We start from the raw sequence: 15,100 nt of genomic DNA on the forward strand, positions 1-15,100 counted from the left end.
GAAAAGAAATTGCTCGAAGTGCCGAGATGATCTTTGGGCGCGTTAGCCAAGGCTATCAAGCGCGCGCCTCAACGCTTTACGCTGGAAAACAAGCTTCCAGCGACGGCCGCCTTGCTGGTGCCATAGCAGCGCAAAACGTATGCCTGCCATCAAGCAGGCGCGCACCCGCTCGGGCATCATGCGAGTCTGCAGTAAAGAGGGATCGCCCTGAACCACGATGCGGGTTTTAAACGTCGAAATGGTTTCTTGGTAGGCATCACCGAGGCTTGCAATCACATTTTCATGAGTGCTGCCGAAGTGCTCTGCCTGCCCCTGTACGTGGGACAGCTTTTGACCAAGTAAATCCATCATATGGCGGTCAGTGCGCAGTTTATTCATTAACAGTAGCAGCGAAAAACCGTAGCGGAGAACCACAGGATTGGCTTGTTTGCGGCCAACAAGGGCTTCGAGTGTTTCTAACCCGCGGCGTAAATTATTGGGGTGGCCGCCATAAATAGCTTCAAAGCTTTCCGGGTTGGTGTCCACGGTTGCATTGATGAGTGTTTCCCAGGCGCGAGGATCTACTTGTCCAGTCCGCGCGAGTTCGTCTACCAAACTAGCGGATTGAAAAACGCCAGCCAGCGCCAGTGCTTGGCGGGCGGCTTGAGACTCCGGTGCGCGATGAATAGGGGTAGCGCTCATGCAGTGGTCTCCGTGGTATTCCAAGTGGCGCGAATAACGCCGCCGCCTAAGCAAATTTCACCATCATAAAGTACCAATGACTGGCCTGGTGTGACTGCCCACTGAGGATCATCAAACACCACCTCAACAGTGCCGTCGGGCAGCGCATGGATTTCACATGGGCAATCACTTTGACGATAGCGGGTTTTGGCGGTGTAACGGCCCTGTGCGGCAGGCGGCTCACCTGCTACCCAGTCCATGGCTTCAGTGGCCAACGCATTGGTGAACAGCAGTGGGTGATGCTTGCCTTGGACGACAATCAATACATTACGCTCAAGGTCTTTGGCCGCTACGTACCATGGGTCTTCCGAATAGTTGGCGAGACCACCAATGCCTAACCCTTGGCGCTGCCCCAGGGTGTAGTACATCAGTCCCATATGCTTACCAATGACATCGCCTTCGGGCGTTTCAATATTGCCGGGTTGTGCGGGCAGGTATTGCTGCAAAAAGTCGCGAAAGCGGCGCTCGCCGATAAAGCAAATACCAGTAGAGTCTTTTTTCTTGGCGGTAATAAGATCGTGCTGTTCAGCCAAGGCTCTAACGGCAGGTTTTTCAAGCTCACCAACCGGAAACAGGGTGCGCGCAATCGCTGCTTCAGGCACCGCGTGTAGGAAATAGCTTTGATCTTTATTGCTATCCACACCTTTTAGCAGGCGCGGGCGTCCTCCGCGAACTCCTTGGCGAACATAATGCCCGGTTGCGATTTTATCGGCGCCTAACATTTCAGCGTAGTCTAGAAAGACCTTAAATTTGATCTCTCGGTTGCACAGGATATCGGGATTGGGCGTTCTGCCCGCTTTATATTCGGCTAAAAAATGCTCGAAGACGTTATCCCAATACTCGGATGCGAAATTGGCCGTATGCAATTTGATGCCCAGCTTCTCACACACAGCTTCTGCATCGGCAAGATCTTCTTTCGCCGTGCAGTATTCGGTGCCGTCGTCTTCATCCCAATTCTTCATAAACAGGCCCTCAACCTCATACCCTTGTTGGAGTAGAAGGAGAGCAGAAACCGATGAATCAACGCCGCCCGACATGCCAACAATTACTTTTTGGGTCTCGGGCGCTTCAGGAATAGACGTGCCATGGGTGGATGTCATTGGCATCCTCAGTTGAAGTGGTGTGCAATTGGATGCTGATTATACACGATGGAGGCTTGGTGCTTCGAGTGCTTCACTCATGAATCACGGCCAGGGGATAACATTGGCCGTTAATGGCGTTTTCGATCCGTTTAAGCACCAGGGGGCTGCGCAGCCTACCGGCATTGCCGAGGGCTTTGATGTCATTTAATGTGAGCCAGTGAGTGGCGGTGATGTCGCTATCAATGGGGGACGAGAGCATGACGTCTGGTGTGGCTATAAAACCATGGCTATGAAAGGTAAGGCCTTCTGGCGTGTGGAAGACATAAAGACCTAAGTAGTCGGTTAGCGTCACCTGCCAAGCAGTTTCTTCTTGCACTTCACGCAAGATGGCTACCATAGGACCTTCGCCTGGCTCTACATGTCCAGCCGGTTGGTTAAACACGGTTTGCCTACCGCCGCGGGCTTCTTCCACCATCAAAAAGTGGTCATTGCGCTGAATCACGCAGGCAACGGTACTTCTGATGATGGCATTTTTTATCATCTCACTGCTCATTTGGAGTGCCTGTGCCGAGGTGCGCCGCTGCGCTTTGGCGCTTTAGTGGGGCGTGGAGCGTGTAGTGTTTGTTTGCGCCACTCGCCTGGGGCCAAGTCGCCAAGTTGCCATGTGCCAATCGCCGCGCGTATCAATCTCAACGTAGGAAACCCTACATGGGCGGTCATGCGCCGTACTTGGCGGTTGCGGCCTTCGCTAATTGTTAACTCTAACCAGCTGGTGGTGGGGTGGCGCTTCGGGTCAATCCTTGAGTCGCGTTGTGCGATGACCGGTGGCTCAATGCGCCGGGCTTTTGCTGGCTGGGTTGGGCCATCTTTTAAGGTGACACCGTTTTTGAGAGCACGAATTGCCTCATCATTAATCTGCCCTTCGAGCTGCACCCAGTAAGTTTTGGGCTGCTTGTGACGTGGGTGGGCGATACGGTGGATGAGGCTGCCGTCATCACTTAATAACAGCAGGCCCTCAGAGTCATAATCAAGCCGCCCTGCGGCGTACACGCCAGGCACATCTATAACATCGGCTAATGTGGCGCGGCCTTGTTTGTCGGTAAACTGAGAGAGCATACGATAGGGTTTATGCAGTAAATATAAAGTGCTCATAATCTCTTTAGAAGGGTGCCCTTGATTTGTCGACAATCTCTCATGCGATTAAAATGCAGCGCTGGTATACTTTGAGGCTAATATTTCAAAGGCAGTTCTTGAAAAGCCGCCTTTGAATAGCGTTTATGTCGTGCCGGAGTTGTCGTAATTTCCACTGAAATAACCACCGTAAAAACCACCGATTGATAACCGGGAAAGCCAAATTAAATGGCCCCGCCTGCTTCGCGGCATGGTCTCTCGTTGAAGAAGTCGCGTCGCTCAGGATCTCTATAATCACAGCGATAGAAAAAAGAGGTTAACGCAAAATGTCTAAAACGCCGAAGATCATTTACACGCTCACCGACGAAGCGCCTGCGCTCGCGACATACTCTTTGCTACCGATTATTGACGCTTTCACCGACGCTGCGGGTATCGAGGTGGAAACCCGGGATATTTCCCTGGCGGCTCGCGTTCTCTCTTTATTTCCCGACTACTTGACCGAAGAGCAGCGTATCGAAGACCACCTGGCCGAATTAGGTGCGCTGGCTAAGGTTCCCGAAGCTAATATCATCAAATTACCGAATATCAGCGCCTCTATGCCGCAGCTGCGGGCGGTGATCAAAGAGCTGCAAGAACAAGGTTACAAGCTGCCCGAGTATCCGGACGACCCAAGCAGCGATGAAGAGAAAGATATCAAAGCGCGCTATGACAAAGTGAAAGGCAGCGCAGTTAACCCCGTATTGCGTGAAGGTAACTCTGATCGCCGCGCACCGAAAGCCGTGAAAGAGTACGCCCGCAAGTACCCGCATTCTATGGGGGAGTGGAGCCAGGCGTCGCGTACCCATGTTTCGCACATGCATAGTGGCGACTTCTACCACGGCGAGAAGTCGATGACCCTGGATCGCGCCCGCAACGTCAAGATGGAGCTGATCACTGCCAGCGGTGAAACCAAGGTGCTCAAGCCTCGGGTTGAGCTGCTGGAAGGCGAAATCATTGACAGCATGTTTATGAGCAAGAAAGCGCTGCTGGAGTTTTACGAGCGTGAAATCGAGGATGCGCGTAAGACCGGTGTGATGTTCTCATTGCACGTAAAAGCGACGATGATGAAGGTCTCGCACCCCATCGTGTTCGGGCACTGCGTCAAAATTTTCTACAAGGACGCCTTTGAGAAGCACGGTGAGCTCTTCAAAGAGTTGGGTGTCGATGTTAACAACGGCATCGCTAATCTCTACGATAAGATTGCGACCTTGCCAGAATCCCAGCGTGATGAAGTCATTAGTGACCTGCATGCGTGCCATGACAAGCGCCCAGAGCTGGCGATGGTTGATTCGGCTCGCGGCATTACCAACTTCCACTCACCCAGTGATGTGATTGTCGATGCTTCGATGCCGGCGATGATTCGCGCTGGCGGTAAGATGTACGGTGCTGATGGTCGTCTCAAGGACGTCAAAGCCGTTATGCCTGAGTCGACGTTCGCGCGTATTTATCAGGAAATGATCAACTTCTGTAAATGGCACGGCGCGTTTGATCCGGCCACAATGGGTACCGTTCCCAATGTTGGTTTGATGGCGCAAAAAGCCGAAGAGTATGGTTCTCACGATAAGACCTTCGAGGTGCCAGCGGATGGTGTTGCCAACATCACTGATCTGGACACGGGTGAAGTACTGCTATCACAGACAGTGGAGCAGGGCGATATCTGGCGCATGTGTCAGGTCAAAGATGCGCCGATTCGCGACTGGGTGAAGTTGGCGGTTGAGCGCTGCCGTGATTCTGGTATGCCGACGGTGTTCTGGCTTGATCCTTACCGTCCGCACGAGAATGAGCTGATCAAAAAGGTCAAAACGTACCTTAAAGATCACGATACAGATGGCCTCGAAATCCATATCATGTCTCAAGTTCGGGCGATGCGTTACACCCTTGAGCGCGTGATTCGTGGTCTCGATACGATCTCGGTGACGGGCAATATTCTCCGTGATTACCTGACAGACCTATTCCCGATTCTTGAGTTGGGCACTAGTGCCAAAATGCTTTCTATCGTGCCGTTGATGGATGGCGGTGGTCTGTTTGAAACGGGTGCCGGTGGTTCCGCACCTAAGCACGTTCAGCAACTGCTTGAAGAGAACCACCTACGTTGGGACAGCCTTGGCGAGTTCCTGGCGCTGGTTGCTTCTTTGGAACACCTCGCCAAACGTTTTGGCAATGACCGTGCTAAGTTGCTGGCGAAAGCGTTGGATGAAGCTAACGGCAAGTTCCTTGAGAGCAATAAATCACCTTCGCGCAAAGTGGGTGAGCTTGATAACCGAGGAAGCCACTTCTATCTAGCGCTCTATTGGGCAGAAGCACTAGCCGCTCAGGATCAAGACGCTGAGCTGAAAACACGCTTTGCCCGTTTAGTAGAAACGCTGAAAGCCAATGAAGCTAAGATCATTGACGAACTGAATGGCGTGCAAGGCCAGCCTGTTGACCTTAAAGGCTATTACCACCCGAATGGGGAAGTGGCTAGTCAAGTCATGCGCCCGAGTAAGACGCTCAATGAAGCCCTTGCAATGGTCGCAAACGGTTAAGACTTAAATCATCAGCAGTCTGCGTTGCCGCTGGGCAATACGCATGAAAACGCTGTGATATCCCTCGCCCGCTTTGGTGGGCGAGGGTTTTTTGTCTTATTTAGTATGCTAATTTTGTATTTTCCATGAACCCTTGCTGGTAACGGGCGTCTTACTTTGGAGAGCAAAATCAGAGTGATTAAATCTAGCTTAGTTAAAGTTAGTGAGTTTCAAGCTAGGATGGATGATTCAAGCGCCGTAAGACACCACTTGCCAGCTAAGAGACGATAACCCTTGCTGCTTATGCCTACTACAGACAGCCCATACGTCATGGCTATCCTGCACGCAGGAATGACTCGGCCAGATGCGCCTGAATATGATGATGATCTAGCCGTTCAGCCAGCTGAGCCAGAGCTTGCTCGGCCGCCGTTGTACAAAGTGATACTTCACAATGATGATTTCACACCGATGGAGTTTGTTGTTGAGGTATTACAGGAATTTTTTAATATGGATAGTGAGCAGGCGGTTCAGGTCATGCTTGCGGTGCATACCCAAGGTAAAGCGACGTGCGGTATCTTTACACGGGATATTGCAGAAACGAAAAGTTACCAAGTCAATGAATATGCCCGCGAATGCGAGCATCCTTTAATGTGTGATATCGAAGCTGCTGACTGAAAGCGTTGAAAAAAATTAGCGATGGGCCTTGCAAGTGCGCCATTTGTACCCGATGTTGAAAGTGCCGGTCGACTAAACTGATCCGACGCAAGCCCTAGGTGGCGACACGCCCTAGGTAGTAGCGAAAAGGGGACTGCCATGCTGAGCAAAGAACTTGAACTTACCCTGAACACGGCCTTCACCGTGGCTCGCTCAAAGCGCCACGAGTTTATGACCGTTGAGCACCTGCTCCTGGCGTTGTTGGATAATGCGTCAGCAGTTGACGTGCTAAAGGCGTGTGGGGCGAATCTCGATAAGCTGCGGTCTGATCTGCAGGATTTTATTAATTCGACCACACCATTGATTCCTGAGAGTCAGGCGGATCGCGAAACCCAGCCTACCCTTGGGTTTCAGCGCGTATTGCAACGTGCTGTATTTCATGTGCAGTCATCTGGAAAGAGTGAAGTGACTGGCGCTAATGTGCTGGTCGCTATTTTCTCTGAGCAGGAAAGCCAAGCCGTTTACTTCCTCAAGCAACAAAGCGTTGCGCGCGTAGACGCTGTTAACTATATCGCTCACGGTATTTCTAAGGTGGCTGGCCATGGGGCTGCTCCATCGCCGTCTTCTCAAGAGAGTGAAGATGCTGAAGAGGGTAGTTCTGAAGGGGCTGCGCATCCGTTAACCGGTTATGCTACCAACCTGAATGAGCAGGCGCGCCAAGGCAAAATAGATCCATTGATTGGTCGCGATCATGAACTTGAGCGCGTGGTGCAAATCCTTGCCCGCCGGCGCAAGAATAACCCGCTATTGGTCGGCGAGGCTGGTGTTGGTAAAACCGCTATCGCAGAAGGCTTAGCAAAGCGCATTGTTGAAGAAGATGTGCCGGATGTGATTGCTGATGCAGTGGTTTACTCGCTTGATATGGGAGCGTTGTTAGCGGGTACTAAATACCGCGGTGATTTCGAGAAGCGCCTAAAAAGCTTGCTTAGTGAATTACGCAAGCAGCCTAACGCCGTGCTCTTTATTGACGAGATTCATACCGTAATAGGCGCGGGTGCTGCCTCGGGTGGCGTAATGGATGCGTCTAACTTGCTGAAGCCCTTGCTTTCCTCCGGTGAGTTGCGGTGTATCGGTTCGACAACGTTCCAAGAGTTCCGCGGTATTTTTGAGAAAGATCGCGCCCTGGCTCGTCGGTTCCAAAAAGTGGATGTGCTAGCACCCTCTGTGGATGACACCATCAAGATCCTCAAAGGGTTACGTTCGCGCTTTGAAGAACACCATGAGCTTAAGTACACCGATGGCGCGCTAGAGAGTGCCGCTCGTTTGGCTGATCGCTATATCAATGACCGTTACCTACCCGATAAAGCCATCGATGTGATTGATGAGGCAGGCGCGCACCAGCGTATGTTACCGCCAGAAGTGCGGACTAACACTATTGATGTTGAACAGGTAGAAGCGGTAGTGGCGTCTATTGCGCGCATTCCGCCAAAGAGTGTTTCAAGTTCTGATCGTAAGTTGCTAGAGAAGCTCGACCGCGACTTGAAAATGTTGGTGTTCGGTCAAGATGAGGCCATCGATACTCTCTCCGCTGCCATTAAGCTTTCCCGTGCCGGTTTGAAATCGCCAGATAAGCCAGTAGGTAGTTTCTTGTTTGCTGGCCCAACCGGCGTTGGTAAAACCGAAGTGGCTAAGCAGTTGGCGCATATCATGGGTATCGAACTAGTACGCTTTGATATGTCGGAGTACATGGAGCGTCATACTGTTTCACGCTTGATTGGTGCCCCTCCAGGCTATGTTGGCTATGACCAAGGGGGCCTGTTAACGGAAGCCGTCACCAAGCAGCCGCATTGTGTATTGCTGCTAGATGAAATTGAGAAGGCGCACCCTGAAGTGTTTAACCTGCTTCTGCAGGTTATGGATCACGGTCGTTTGACAGACAACAATGGCCGCGAGGCGGATTTCCGTCACGTGATCCTGATCATGACCTCGAACGCAGGGGCAGAGCAGGCATCACGGCGCTCTATCGGTTTCCAAAGCCAAGACCACTCAACCGACGCGATGGAAGTGATTCGTCGCACCTTCTCGCCTGAGTTCCGCAACCGCTTGGATGGTATTATCCAGTTCCATGCGCTGCAAACGTCTGTTGTGCGTAACGTAGTCGATAAGTTCCTGATCGAGCTACAGGCACAGCTGGACGAAAAGCGTGTACAGCTTGAAGTGGATGATACCGCGAGAGACTGGTTGGCAGAGAAGGGTTACGATCCCGATATGGGAGCACGCCCAATGGCTCGCTTGATCCAGGAGAAACTGAAGAAGCCGTTGGCTGAGATGATTCTATTTGGCGAGCTGGCTGATCAAGGCGGCATTGTGCACGTTAGCCTTGAAGAAGGTGAGCTGCATTTGTCAACGGAGTCGGAGATGGCGGATGCGCCCTGAAAAGGGCGCTAAGTCTACATTAAGCCCTTATCTCATGCCTCACTAAAGCACAGCGCCCTGTCATCCGACGGGGCGTTGTCGTTTCCAGAGAGCGGCGCCGTACTTACGCTATATTTTCAGTCAAGATGCGTGCATGCGCGGGCAGTATTTGCTTGTAGGCGTTACCAAGGCTTAGCGCGAGCGATAAACAATACGGCCTTTTGACAGATCGTAGGGCGTCAGCTCTACCTTTACCTTGTCACCTGTCAGGATGCGGATGTAGTTTTTGCGCATCTTGCCTGAAATATGAGCGGTGACGACGTGGCCGTTTTCCAGCTCAACACGGAACATGGTGTTGGGAAGGGTATCAACAATAACGCCTTCCATTTCAATATGATCTTCGCGTGCCATATAGGCAGATCCTCACTTATTTAACGTAATGGTTTGGTCTAATTAGTCACTTCAATGGGTGTCGTCAGGTGACGGTTACCCAGCAAGCAGCGCTATATTGTGCCGTAAGCCTGCCATCAAGGCAAAAAAGCTGGCAAGTTTAGCAAATTAAAGGCCGCCAATGTCGCCCGTCGAGCACCTCTATTGGGGTGAACGCGCGCTTGTAACGCATCTTACGGCACTCTTCAATCCAATACCCAAGATACAAGTGGGGGAGAGACTTTTCACCACACAGCTCAATAAGTTTGAGAATAGCAAACGTTCCCAGTGATCGCTTTTCCAAGGCCTTATCGACACTGAAAAACGTGTAAATAGCCGATAGCCCATGTTCAAGTTGGTCAAATGCCGCGACCGCGACGAGCTTCCCATCCAGGTGCATCTCTAAAAGGTGTGCATAGGGTTCTTCAAGCGTTAAAAAGGTACGATACTGCTCCCGGCTAGGCGGATACATGTCACCATCGGCGTGGCGTAAGCGGATATAGTCTGCATAGAGTGCATAATGCTCTGCCTCATAGCGTGCAGGCACTACACGTGTAGCAATATCGGCATTAAGACGCCGGAGTTTGCGTTGGGTGCGATTAGCGCTAAAGTCGCTGATAGGAATGCGTACTGAGCGACAGGCATTGCAACCCTCGCAGTGAGGGCGGTATAGGTGGCGACCGCTGCGACGAAAGCCGAGTAACGAAAGTGAGTCATAAACGCCGGGAACGGGAGATTCCTGGGGATCCAGAAACAGAGTGGTTGCCTCTTTGCCAGGAAGATAGCTGCAGGCGTGGGGAACGGTTAGGAAGAAGCGCAAATCCCGCACAGGGCGGCGAGGAGCGTTACTACTCACGGCTTGCCTCCTTGCTTAGTTTGAACATGGACTAGCTTGAATATGGACTAGCTTGAATATGGACTAGTTTGAATACGCTTACCATTCTGAAGAGTGGCCTGAGGCAATGGCACCAAGCCACGGTGATCCAGGTATAGTAGGTGCTTCATTGGTCATATTCGTTAAGTTAAATGCCTCGTTAGGCAACCACTTTTCAAGATAGTTGATGAACGTCTTACGAGCGACTGTTGTCGCACCAAGGCTCGCCAAGTGAGGTGTGTGCATCTGGCAGTCGATCAGTTTACCCTCATGGTGTTGCATAGCATGGGCTAAGTGGGCGAGGGCGATTTTAGAGGCATCGGGCACTTGCGAGAACATTGATTCACCAAAGAAGATTGGCCCCATTGCTAATCCATAAAGCCCGCCAACCAGTTGGCCTTCAAGATGTACTTCAATGCTATGCGCGATGCCTAGCTCATGTAGACGTTGGTAAGCGTGACGCATATCTTGATTGATCCAAGTGCCTGGCTCCCCAGAGCGTGGCGCAGCGCATGCTTTAACAATGTTTTCAAACTGTTGATCCACAGTGACGATAAAGCCACCATGACGCAATCGCTTAACAAGGCTACGACGTCGTTTAAACTGTGGTGGTTGCAATACCATACGTGGGTTGGGGCTCCACCACAAAATAGGTTCATCATCGCTATACCATGGAAAAATACCTTTTCGGTAAGCGTGGATTAACCAGTGGGGGGAGAGCTCTCCGCCTGCGGCAAGAAGGCCGTTCGGTGACTCGAGGGCAAGGTCGGTAGACGGAAAGATAGGCTGTGGCGATGAAAGCCAAGGTAGCATTGTTTGCTCCTGTTACTGAACACTTCGATAGAAGCGCTGTGACGGCGAAAGGATGCTCGGTATGATGCAAACTCGCAAGTGGATTAAAGACACCATTGAGGTGTAAAGGGAGAATCGCTTGAAAGTAAATAAGGCGGTAGACAAGCGAACGCAACGTAACTCGCGTCAACCATCATCAACGGCCTCAACTGGGCGAGTTAAAGCCGCAAAGGATAAAGCTCGTCGATTTGGCCTGCGCTTGCAGGGCTCGGCGCGCGAAGGCGTGGTCGTGGTGCTGCTTGCGCTGTGCGTATTTTTGTTATTGGCACTGTTTAGTTATGACCCTGCCGACCCAGGTTGGTCTTATCAAGGGCCGGAAACGGATGTTCATAACTGGATGGGGCCTGTTGGTGCTTGGCTTGCGGACGTGCTTTATTCGCTGCTGGGAGCAAGTGCCTTGTGGTGGCCGGGAATGTTTGGTTATGCAGCCTGGTGGCTAATGAGGTCACGCCAAGTGCGGTTTGATATCGATCCGGTAGCGATTGCTGTCCACACCGGAGGATTAGTGCTGCTTATCTTCGGCACGACGATGTTGGGTGCGCTGCATTTTTATCATCCTGACAGCATTTTGCCTTACGCCTCTGGCGGTATATTGGGCGAAGGGTTAGTCAGCACTCTAAAACCACTTGTCAGCAATGGTGGTGTTGGTCTTATTTCTGCTGCGCTAATCTTGATCGGTTTTCCACTGTTTAGCGGCATGTCGTGGTTACAGGTGGCTGATGAGCTTGGTCGTCGTCTGTGTAAAGTAGGGGGCTGGTTCAGCGCTCGGCGTGCTAAAGGGCGTGAGAGGCGCTCCCAGCGTGCTGCTGTGCGTGCCGCCGCGAAAGCGGCGTCTCAGAAAGTAAAAGAGAAACCACTAGCTGAATTTAAAGCGGCTAAGCCAGAGAGTGACTCGCAACGCCCAAGTCCAAAAGAGAGTAGTCACCAGCAAGCACCCGCCCAAGAAAGCAGCCGCGTACGTCGTGAGCCTAGTTTTTCAACCACTACGACAGATACCTCAATTCCATGGGCAGCGGCTGCATTTTCAGGGGCGTTGCCTGAGGAAGAGATGCCCAAGCGTGCATCCTCAACTGCGGCTGAACAGCCTGCTTCTGAGATGGACGCCCCTCAGGATGTTCCGTCGGTTGAGCCTAATGACCAGCCGCTTGAAACCACGGCTGAAGAGCGGCGTGAAGCTAAAGCAGCAGTTAAAACAGAGGTTAAAACAGAGCCTAAAATAGAGCCTGTTGTGAACAACGATGTGGAAAAGGCTGCGGAAGACGCTGTAGAAGACGCCGAGGAAAAATTGCCCAGCGCGCCTCGCGAGGATGCTTTTGCGGTGCGCATCAAGGACGAAAGCAGCGAGCCAACACTTTCAGTACCGCTCTCCGCGAGAGAGGCAGAGCCAACGTTCGATCGGCCAGCGCGTGATGAGCTAGCCGGTGAAAAATCGGCTTCTCATCCTGCACCTAGTTTTCAGCCAGCAGAAACGCAGCCATTTACTTCATCGGCAGACGTATCACGCGATGAAACAGAGCATCAAGCTACGTCTCAGGCGATGTCTTATGCAGCGCATGAAATAAAACAGCATGATACAGCTAAGCAAGGCGACGACGTTGAACGCGAGATGGCGCCTGTTTCTACCAGCATGCCTGAACCCGAGCATACGCCCGCAATCACGCTGCGAGATGCTGGTGACTCTCGCCCTGTACATGCGACGCCCCCTGAGCCTCGTTCCGAACGAGTACCTGAAGTCGTGCCAGAGCCAGTATGGGATGATGAGGAAGATGATCTCCCTGTCGCACGACCAGCCGTTACTGCTACGCGCCAAGAGCCAACGCTACATGATTCTGATGTATCCAGGACTGATGTATCCAGGACTGAGGTATCCAGGGCGGAGGCACCCAGGGTTGGGGTTCCCCAAGGTGAGTCTTCTGAGACGGTGGATTCAAATGACATGTCTGCCGACGAGGCGTCTTCTGAGGAAAAAGAATCTGACAATGGGCCTACTCTGTGGACCGTTGAGCATCTGCAGAGCCAGCGTCCAGCGTTTGAAACATTTGATGAGCCAGAAGGGGATGTGCCCAGTCTCCAGCTGCTGACGCCTCCAGAGCCGCATGAGCCAAATTACACGGACGAGCAGCTTGCTGATATGGCGGAGCTCTTGGAAGTGCGGCTGCGTGAGTATGGTGTTAAAGCGGAAGTCGTTGATACATGGCCTGGCCCTGTGATCACCCGATTTGAAATTAAGCCAGCGGCTGGGGTGAAGGTTTCCAAAATCAGTAACCTTGCTAAAGACCTAGCACGCTCGTTAATGGTCAAGAGTGTACGTGTGGTTGAGGTAATTCCTGGACGTCCAACGGTCGGCATTGAAATACCTAATCCCCATCGAGCAATGATTCGTCTGCGTGAAGTAATTGACTCTGACCGTTATCAACAAGAAAGCTCGCCACTGACCATGGCGTTGGGTCAGGACATTGGCGGCGGGCCCGTTGTCGCTAATCTAGGTAAGATGCCCCATCTTCTGGTTGCTGGTACGACGGGGTCTGGTAAGTCAGTGGGTGTTAATGCCATGCTGATTTCCATGCTGCTAAAAGCGACCCCAGATGAGCTGAAGCTGATCATGGTTGACCCAAAAATGCTGGAGCTGTCAGTTTACGATGGCATTCCACACCTTTTGGCTCCCGTGGTCACGGATATGAAAGAAGCTGCAAATAGTCTGCGCTGGTGTGTTGCGGAGATGGAGCGCCGCTACAAATTAATGGCGGCAATGGGGGTGCGTAACATTGCAGGCTTTAATGGTCGTTTAGATGAGGCTGAGAGTGCCGGCGCACAAGTTGCCGACCCGCTTTGGGAGCCACAGCCATGGGAAATGCATCAAACGCCGCCAATCCTTGAAAAACTGCCCTACATCGTGGTGGTGATCGACGAATTCGCCGACATGTTTATGATCGTCGGGAAGAAAGTTGAAGAACTCATTGCTCGCTTGGCACAAAAGGCGCGTGCAGCGGGTATCCACCTGATTTTGGCTACTCAGCGCCCCTCTGTTGATGTGGTGACCGGGCTGATTAAGGCGAATATTCCGTCGCGAATGGCCTTCCAGGTATCGTCGCGGATTGATTCGCGTACCATTCTGGATCAGGGGGGCGCCGAGAGCCTGCTCGGCCATGGTGATATGCTTTACTTACCCGCTGGCTCAGGGCCACCTAACCGGATTCATGGTGCTTTTGTAGACGATGACGAAGTGCACCGGGTCGTGGATGATTGGAAGCGACGTGGCGCGCCTGAGTACATTGAAGAGATTTTGTCAGGCGGTGTAACCGCCGATGCACTGACGGGTCTTGAGGCTGAGGGCGTAGATGGCGATGATGCTGAGCAGGATGCGCTTTATGATGAGGCGGTTCAGTTCGTTACCGAAACACGCAAAGCTTCTATATCTGCCGTTCAGCGTCGCTTCAAAATCGGTTATAACCGCGCTGCACGCCTGGTGGAAGCAATGGAAGGTGCCGGTGTGGTTACCTCTATGGGATCTAACGGTGCCCGTGAAGTGTTGGCACCGCCACCGATAGGCCACTGACTTGTCTGTTAATGAGTGCCCGGCGCTTGGCTCAATAATGCAATAAGCGTGAAAGTCGCGCCGTAGGTGAAACCCTGCGGCGCGTTTTGCGTCTGAGAGGCTACACGGATCGTCTTAACGCTCCTTGCCTTGTCCGCTATCCGGCAATGACTGCCTAGGGAGAATATAATGCGCGATACACATACTCGACGCTCATCAGCGTTAGCGTTAGCAGCCAGTGCGCTAGGGTTAGCCTTTGCATCGCCTATTGCGTGGGCAAACGAGGCTGCAGAGCGCCTTACTGAGCGGCTTGACCCGCTTGAGAACTATCAAGCGACGTTTGAACAGCAAATTTTGGACGGTGGAGGTGAGCGTTTACAAAGCGCGCGTGGAGAAATGTGGCTCTCGCGCCCTGGCATGCTACGTTGGGAAGTAGATGCGCCTTATACGCAAGTCGTCGTCTCGGATGGTGATGATGTTTATCTCTATGACCCTGATCTTGAGCAAGTCACTGTTCAGGCAATGGATGACCGGGTCACTCATACCCCCGCGCTGTTGCTTTCAGGCAGTGCAAGCGATTTAACTGCTAGCTATGACGTATTTCATGAGCAGCAGAACGGTGATGACGTATTTACGCTGATTCCTATCTCAGCGGATACGTTATTTGAAGAGCTAAGCATGGTCTTTGACAATCAGACCTTAACGGAACTGTGGATGATGGACAGTACTGGTCAGCGTACTGCGATTACGTTTAGCGACATTACCCGTAACGGTAGTATTGACCGTAGCTTATTCAATTTTGATATTCCTGAAGGTACGGATGTTATCCGCGAAGAGCTGTAAAAAATGTTGTGAGAAGAGCAAT

At 52.1% G+C, this 15,100-nt stretch carries 12 protein-coding genes; 5 read left to right on the plus strand and 7 right to left on the minus strand.

From position 1 onward, the window contains the following. Window positions 1-42 precede the first annotated feature (42 nt). The 4 genes from hflD to K7H08_RS05975 all read right to left on the minus strand — a co-directional run bounded on the left by hflD (window position 43) and on the right by K7H08_RS05975 (window position 2,954). Window positions 43-681 (minus strand): high frequency lysogenization protein HflD, encoded by a 639-nt coding sequence (gene hflD, locus K7H08_RS05960; protein WP_125746560.1) that lies wholly within the window; start codon window positions 679-681, stop codon window positions 43-45. Beyond that, window positions 678-1,820 (minus strand): tRNA 2-thiouridine(34) synthase MnmA, encoded by a 1,143-nt coding sequence (gene mnmA, locus K7H08_RS05965; RefSeq protein ID WP_231657456.1) that lies wholly within the window; start codon window positions 1,818-1,820, stop codon window positions 678-680. Before mnmA ends, hflD begins: the two co-directional genes overlap by 4 nt. Window positions 1,821-1,893: 73 nt before the next feature. Then, a complete protein-coding gene (locus K7H08_RS05970; protein WP_231657457.1) occupies window positions 1,894-2,355 on the minus strand; it encodes an NUDIX hydrolase in 462 nt (153 codons plus the stop codon). Then, window positions 2,352-2,954 carry a pseudouridine synthase gene (locus K7H08_RS05975; protein ID WP_231657458.1) on the minus strand — a complete coding sequence of 201 codons (603 nt, stop codon included), beginning with the start codon at window positions 2,952-2,954 and terminating at the stop codon, window positions 2,352-2,354. The genes K7H08_RS05970 and K7H08_RS05975 overlap by 4 nt, the downstream gene beginning before the upstream one ends. Window positions 2,955-3,259: 305 nt before the next feature. On the opposite strand from K7H08_RS05975, the gene K7H08_RS05980 reads away from it, so the two are divergent. The 3 genes from K7H08_RS05980 to clpA all read left to right on the plus strand — a co-directional run bounded on the left by K7H08_RS05980 (window position 3,260) and on the right by clpA (window position 8,566). Beyond that, window positions 3,260-5,497 carry an NADP-dependent isocitrate dehydrogenase gene (locus K7H08_RS05980; RefSeq protein ID WP_120385497.1) on the plus strand — a complete coding sequence of 746 codons (2,238 nt, stop codon included), beginning with the start codon at window positions 3,260-3,262 and terminating at the stop codon, window positions 5,495-5,497. 309 nt (window positions 5,498-5,806) lie between these two features. Further along, window positions 5,807-6,151: an ATP-dependent Clp protease adapter ClpS gene (gene clpS / locus K7H08_RS05985; RefSeq protein WP_174412716.1), complete on the plus strand. Its 345-nt coding sequence runs from the start codon at window positions 5,807-5,809 to the stop codon at window positions 6,149-6,151. A 138-nt stretch (window positions 6,152-6,289) separates the two neighbouring features. Next, the gene (gene clpA, locus K7H08_RS05990) at window positions 6,290-8,566 is read left to right on the plus strand and encodes an ATP-dependent Clp protease ATP-binding subunit ClpA (protein WP_095602355.1); all 2,277 of its coding nucleotides are present in this window, start codon (window positions 6,290-6,292) and stop codon (window positions 8,564-8,566) included. A 171-nt stretch (window positions 8,567-8,737) separates the two neighbouring features. Here the strand turns inward: clpA and infA are convergent, their stop codons facing one another. The 3 genes from infA to aat all read right to left on the minus strand — a co-directional run bounded on the left by infA (window position 8,738) and on the right by aat (window position 10,661). After that, window positions 8,738-8,956, minus strand: coding sequence for a translation initiation factor IF-1 (gene infA, locus K7H08_RS05995; RefSeq protein ID WP_007111068.1), 219 nt, complete (start codon window positions 8,954-8,956; stop codon window positions 8,738-8,740). 139 nt (window positions 8,957-9,095) lie between these two features. Continuing rightward, a complete protein-coding gene (locus tag K7H08_RS06000) occupies window positions 9,096-9,830 on the minus strand; it encodes an arginyltransferase (RefSeq protein ID WP_038482539.1) in 735 nt (244 codons plus the stop codon). Window positions 9,831-9,908: 78 nt separating this feature from the next. Further along, the gene (gene aat, locus K7H08_RS06005; protein ID WP_120385496.1) at window positions 9,909-10,661 is read right to left on the minus strand and encodes a leucyl/phenylalanyl-tRNA--protein transferase; all 753 of its coding nucleotides are present in this window, start codon (window positions 10,659-10,661) and stop codon (window positions 9,909-9,911) included. A gap of 118 nt (window positions 10,662-10,779) precedes the next feature. On the opposite strand from aat, the gene K7H08_RS06010 reads away from it, so the two are divergent. After that, window positions 10,780-14,256, plus strand: coding sequence for a DNA translocase FtsK (locus tag K7H08_RS06010; RefSeq protein WP_120385495.1), 3,477 nt, complete (start codon window positions 10,780-10,782; stop codon window positions 14,254-14,256). A 168-nt stretch (window positions 14,257-14,424) separates the two neighbouring features. Next, a complete protein-coding gene (gene lolA, locus K7H08_RS06015) occupies window positions 14,425-15,078 on the plus strand; it encodes an outer membrane lipoprotein chaperone LolA (RefSeq protein WP_038482548.1) in 654 nt (217 codons plus the stop codon). The last annotated feature ends 22 nt before the right edge of the window (window positions 15,079-15,100 follow it).

This window comes from Halomonas sp. IOP_6 (assembly GCF_021151565.1).
GTDB classification, from domain to species: domain Bacteria; phylum Pseudomonadota; class Gammaproteobacteria; order Pseudomonadales; family Halomonadaceae; genus Vreelandella; species Vreelandella alkaliphila.

Bases quoted from the DNA above. Each gene is read 5' to 3' on its own strand.
- K7H08_RS05975 (WP_231657458.1), bottom strand. From the start codon at position 2,954: ATGAGCACTTTATATTTACTGCATAAACCCTATCGTATGCTCTCTCAG.
- hflD (WP_125746560.1), bottom strand. From the start codon at position 681: ATGAGCGCTACCCCTATTCATCGCGCACCGGAGTCTCAAGCCGCCCGC.
- clpA (WP_095602355.1), top strand. From the start codon at position 6,290: ATGCTGAGCAAAGAACTTGAACTTACCCTGAACACGGCCTTCACCGTG.
- aat (WP_120385496.1), bottom strand. From the start codon at position 10,661: ATGCTACCTTGGCTTTCATCGCCACAGCCTATCTTTCCGTCTACCGAC.
- mnmA (WP_231657456.1), bottom strand. From the start codon at position 1,820: ATGACATCCACCCATGGCACGTCTATTCCTGAAGCGCCCGAGACCCAA.
- K7H08_RS05970 (WP_231657457.1), bottom strand. From the start codon at position 2,355: ATGAGCAGTGAGATGATAAAAAATGCCATCATCAGAAGTACCGTTGCC.
- K7H08_RS05980 (WP_120385497.1), top strand. From the start codon at position 3,260: ATGTCTAAAACGCCGAAGATCATTTACACGCTCACCGACGAAGCGCCT.
- lolA (WP_038482548.1), top strand. From the start codon at position 14,425: ATGCGCGATACACATACTCGACGCTCATCAGCGTTAGCGTTAGCAGCC.
- infA (WP_007111068.1), bottom strand. From the start codon at position 8,956: ATGGCACGCGAAGATCATATTGAAATGGAAGGCGTTATTGTTGATACC.
- clpS (WP_174412716.1), top strand. From the start codon at position 5,807: ATGGCTATCCTGCACGCAGGAATGACTCGGCCAGATGCGCCTGAATAT.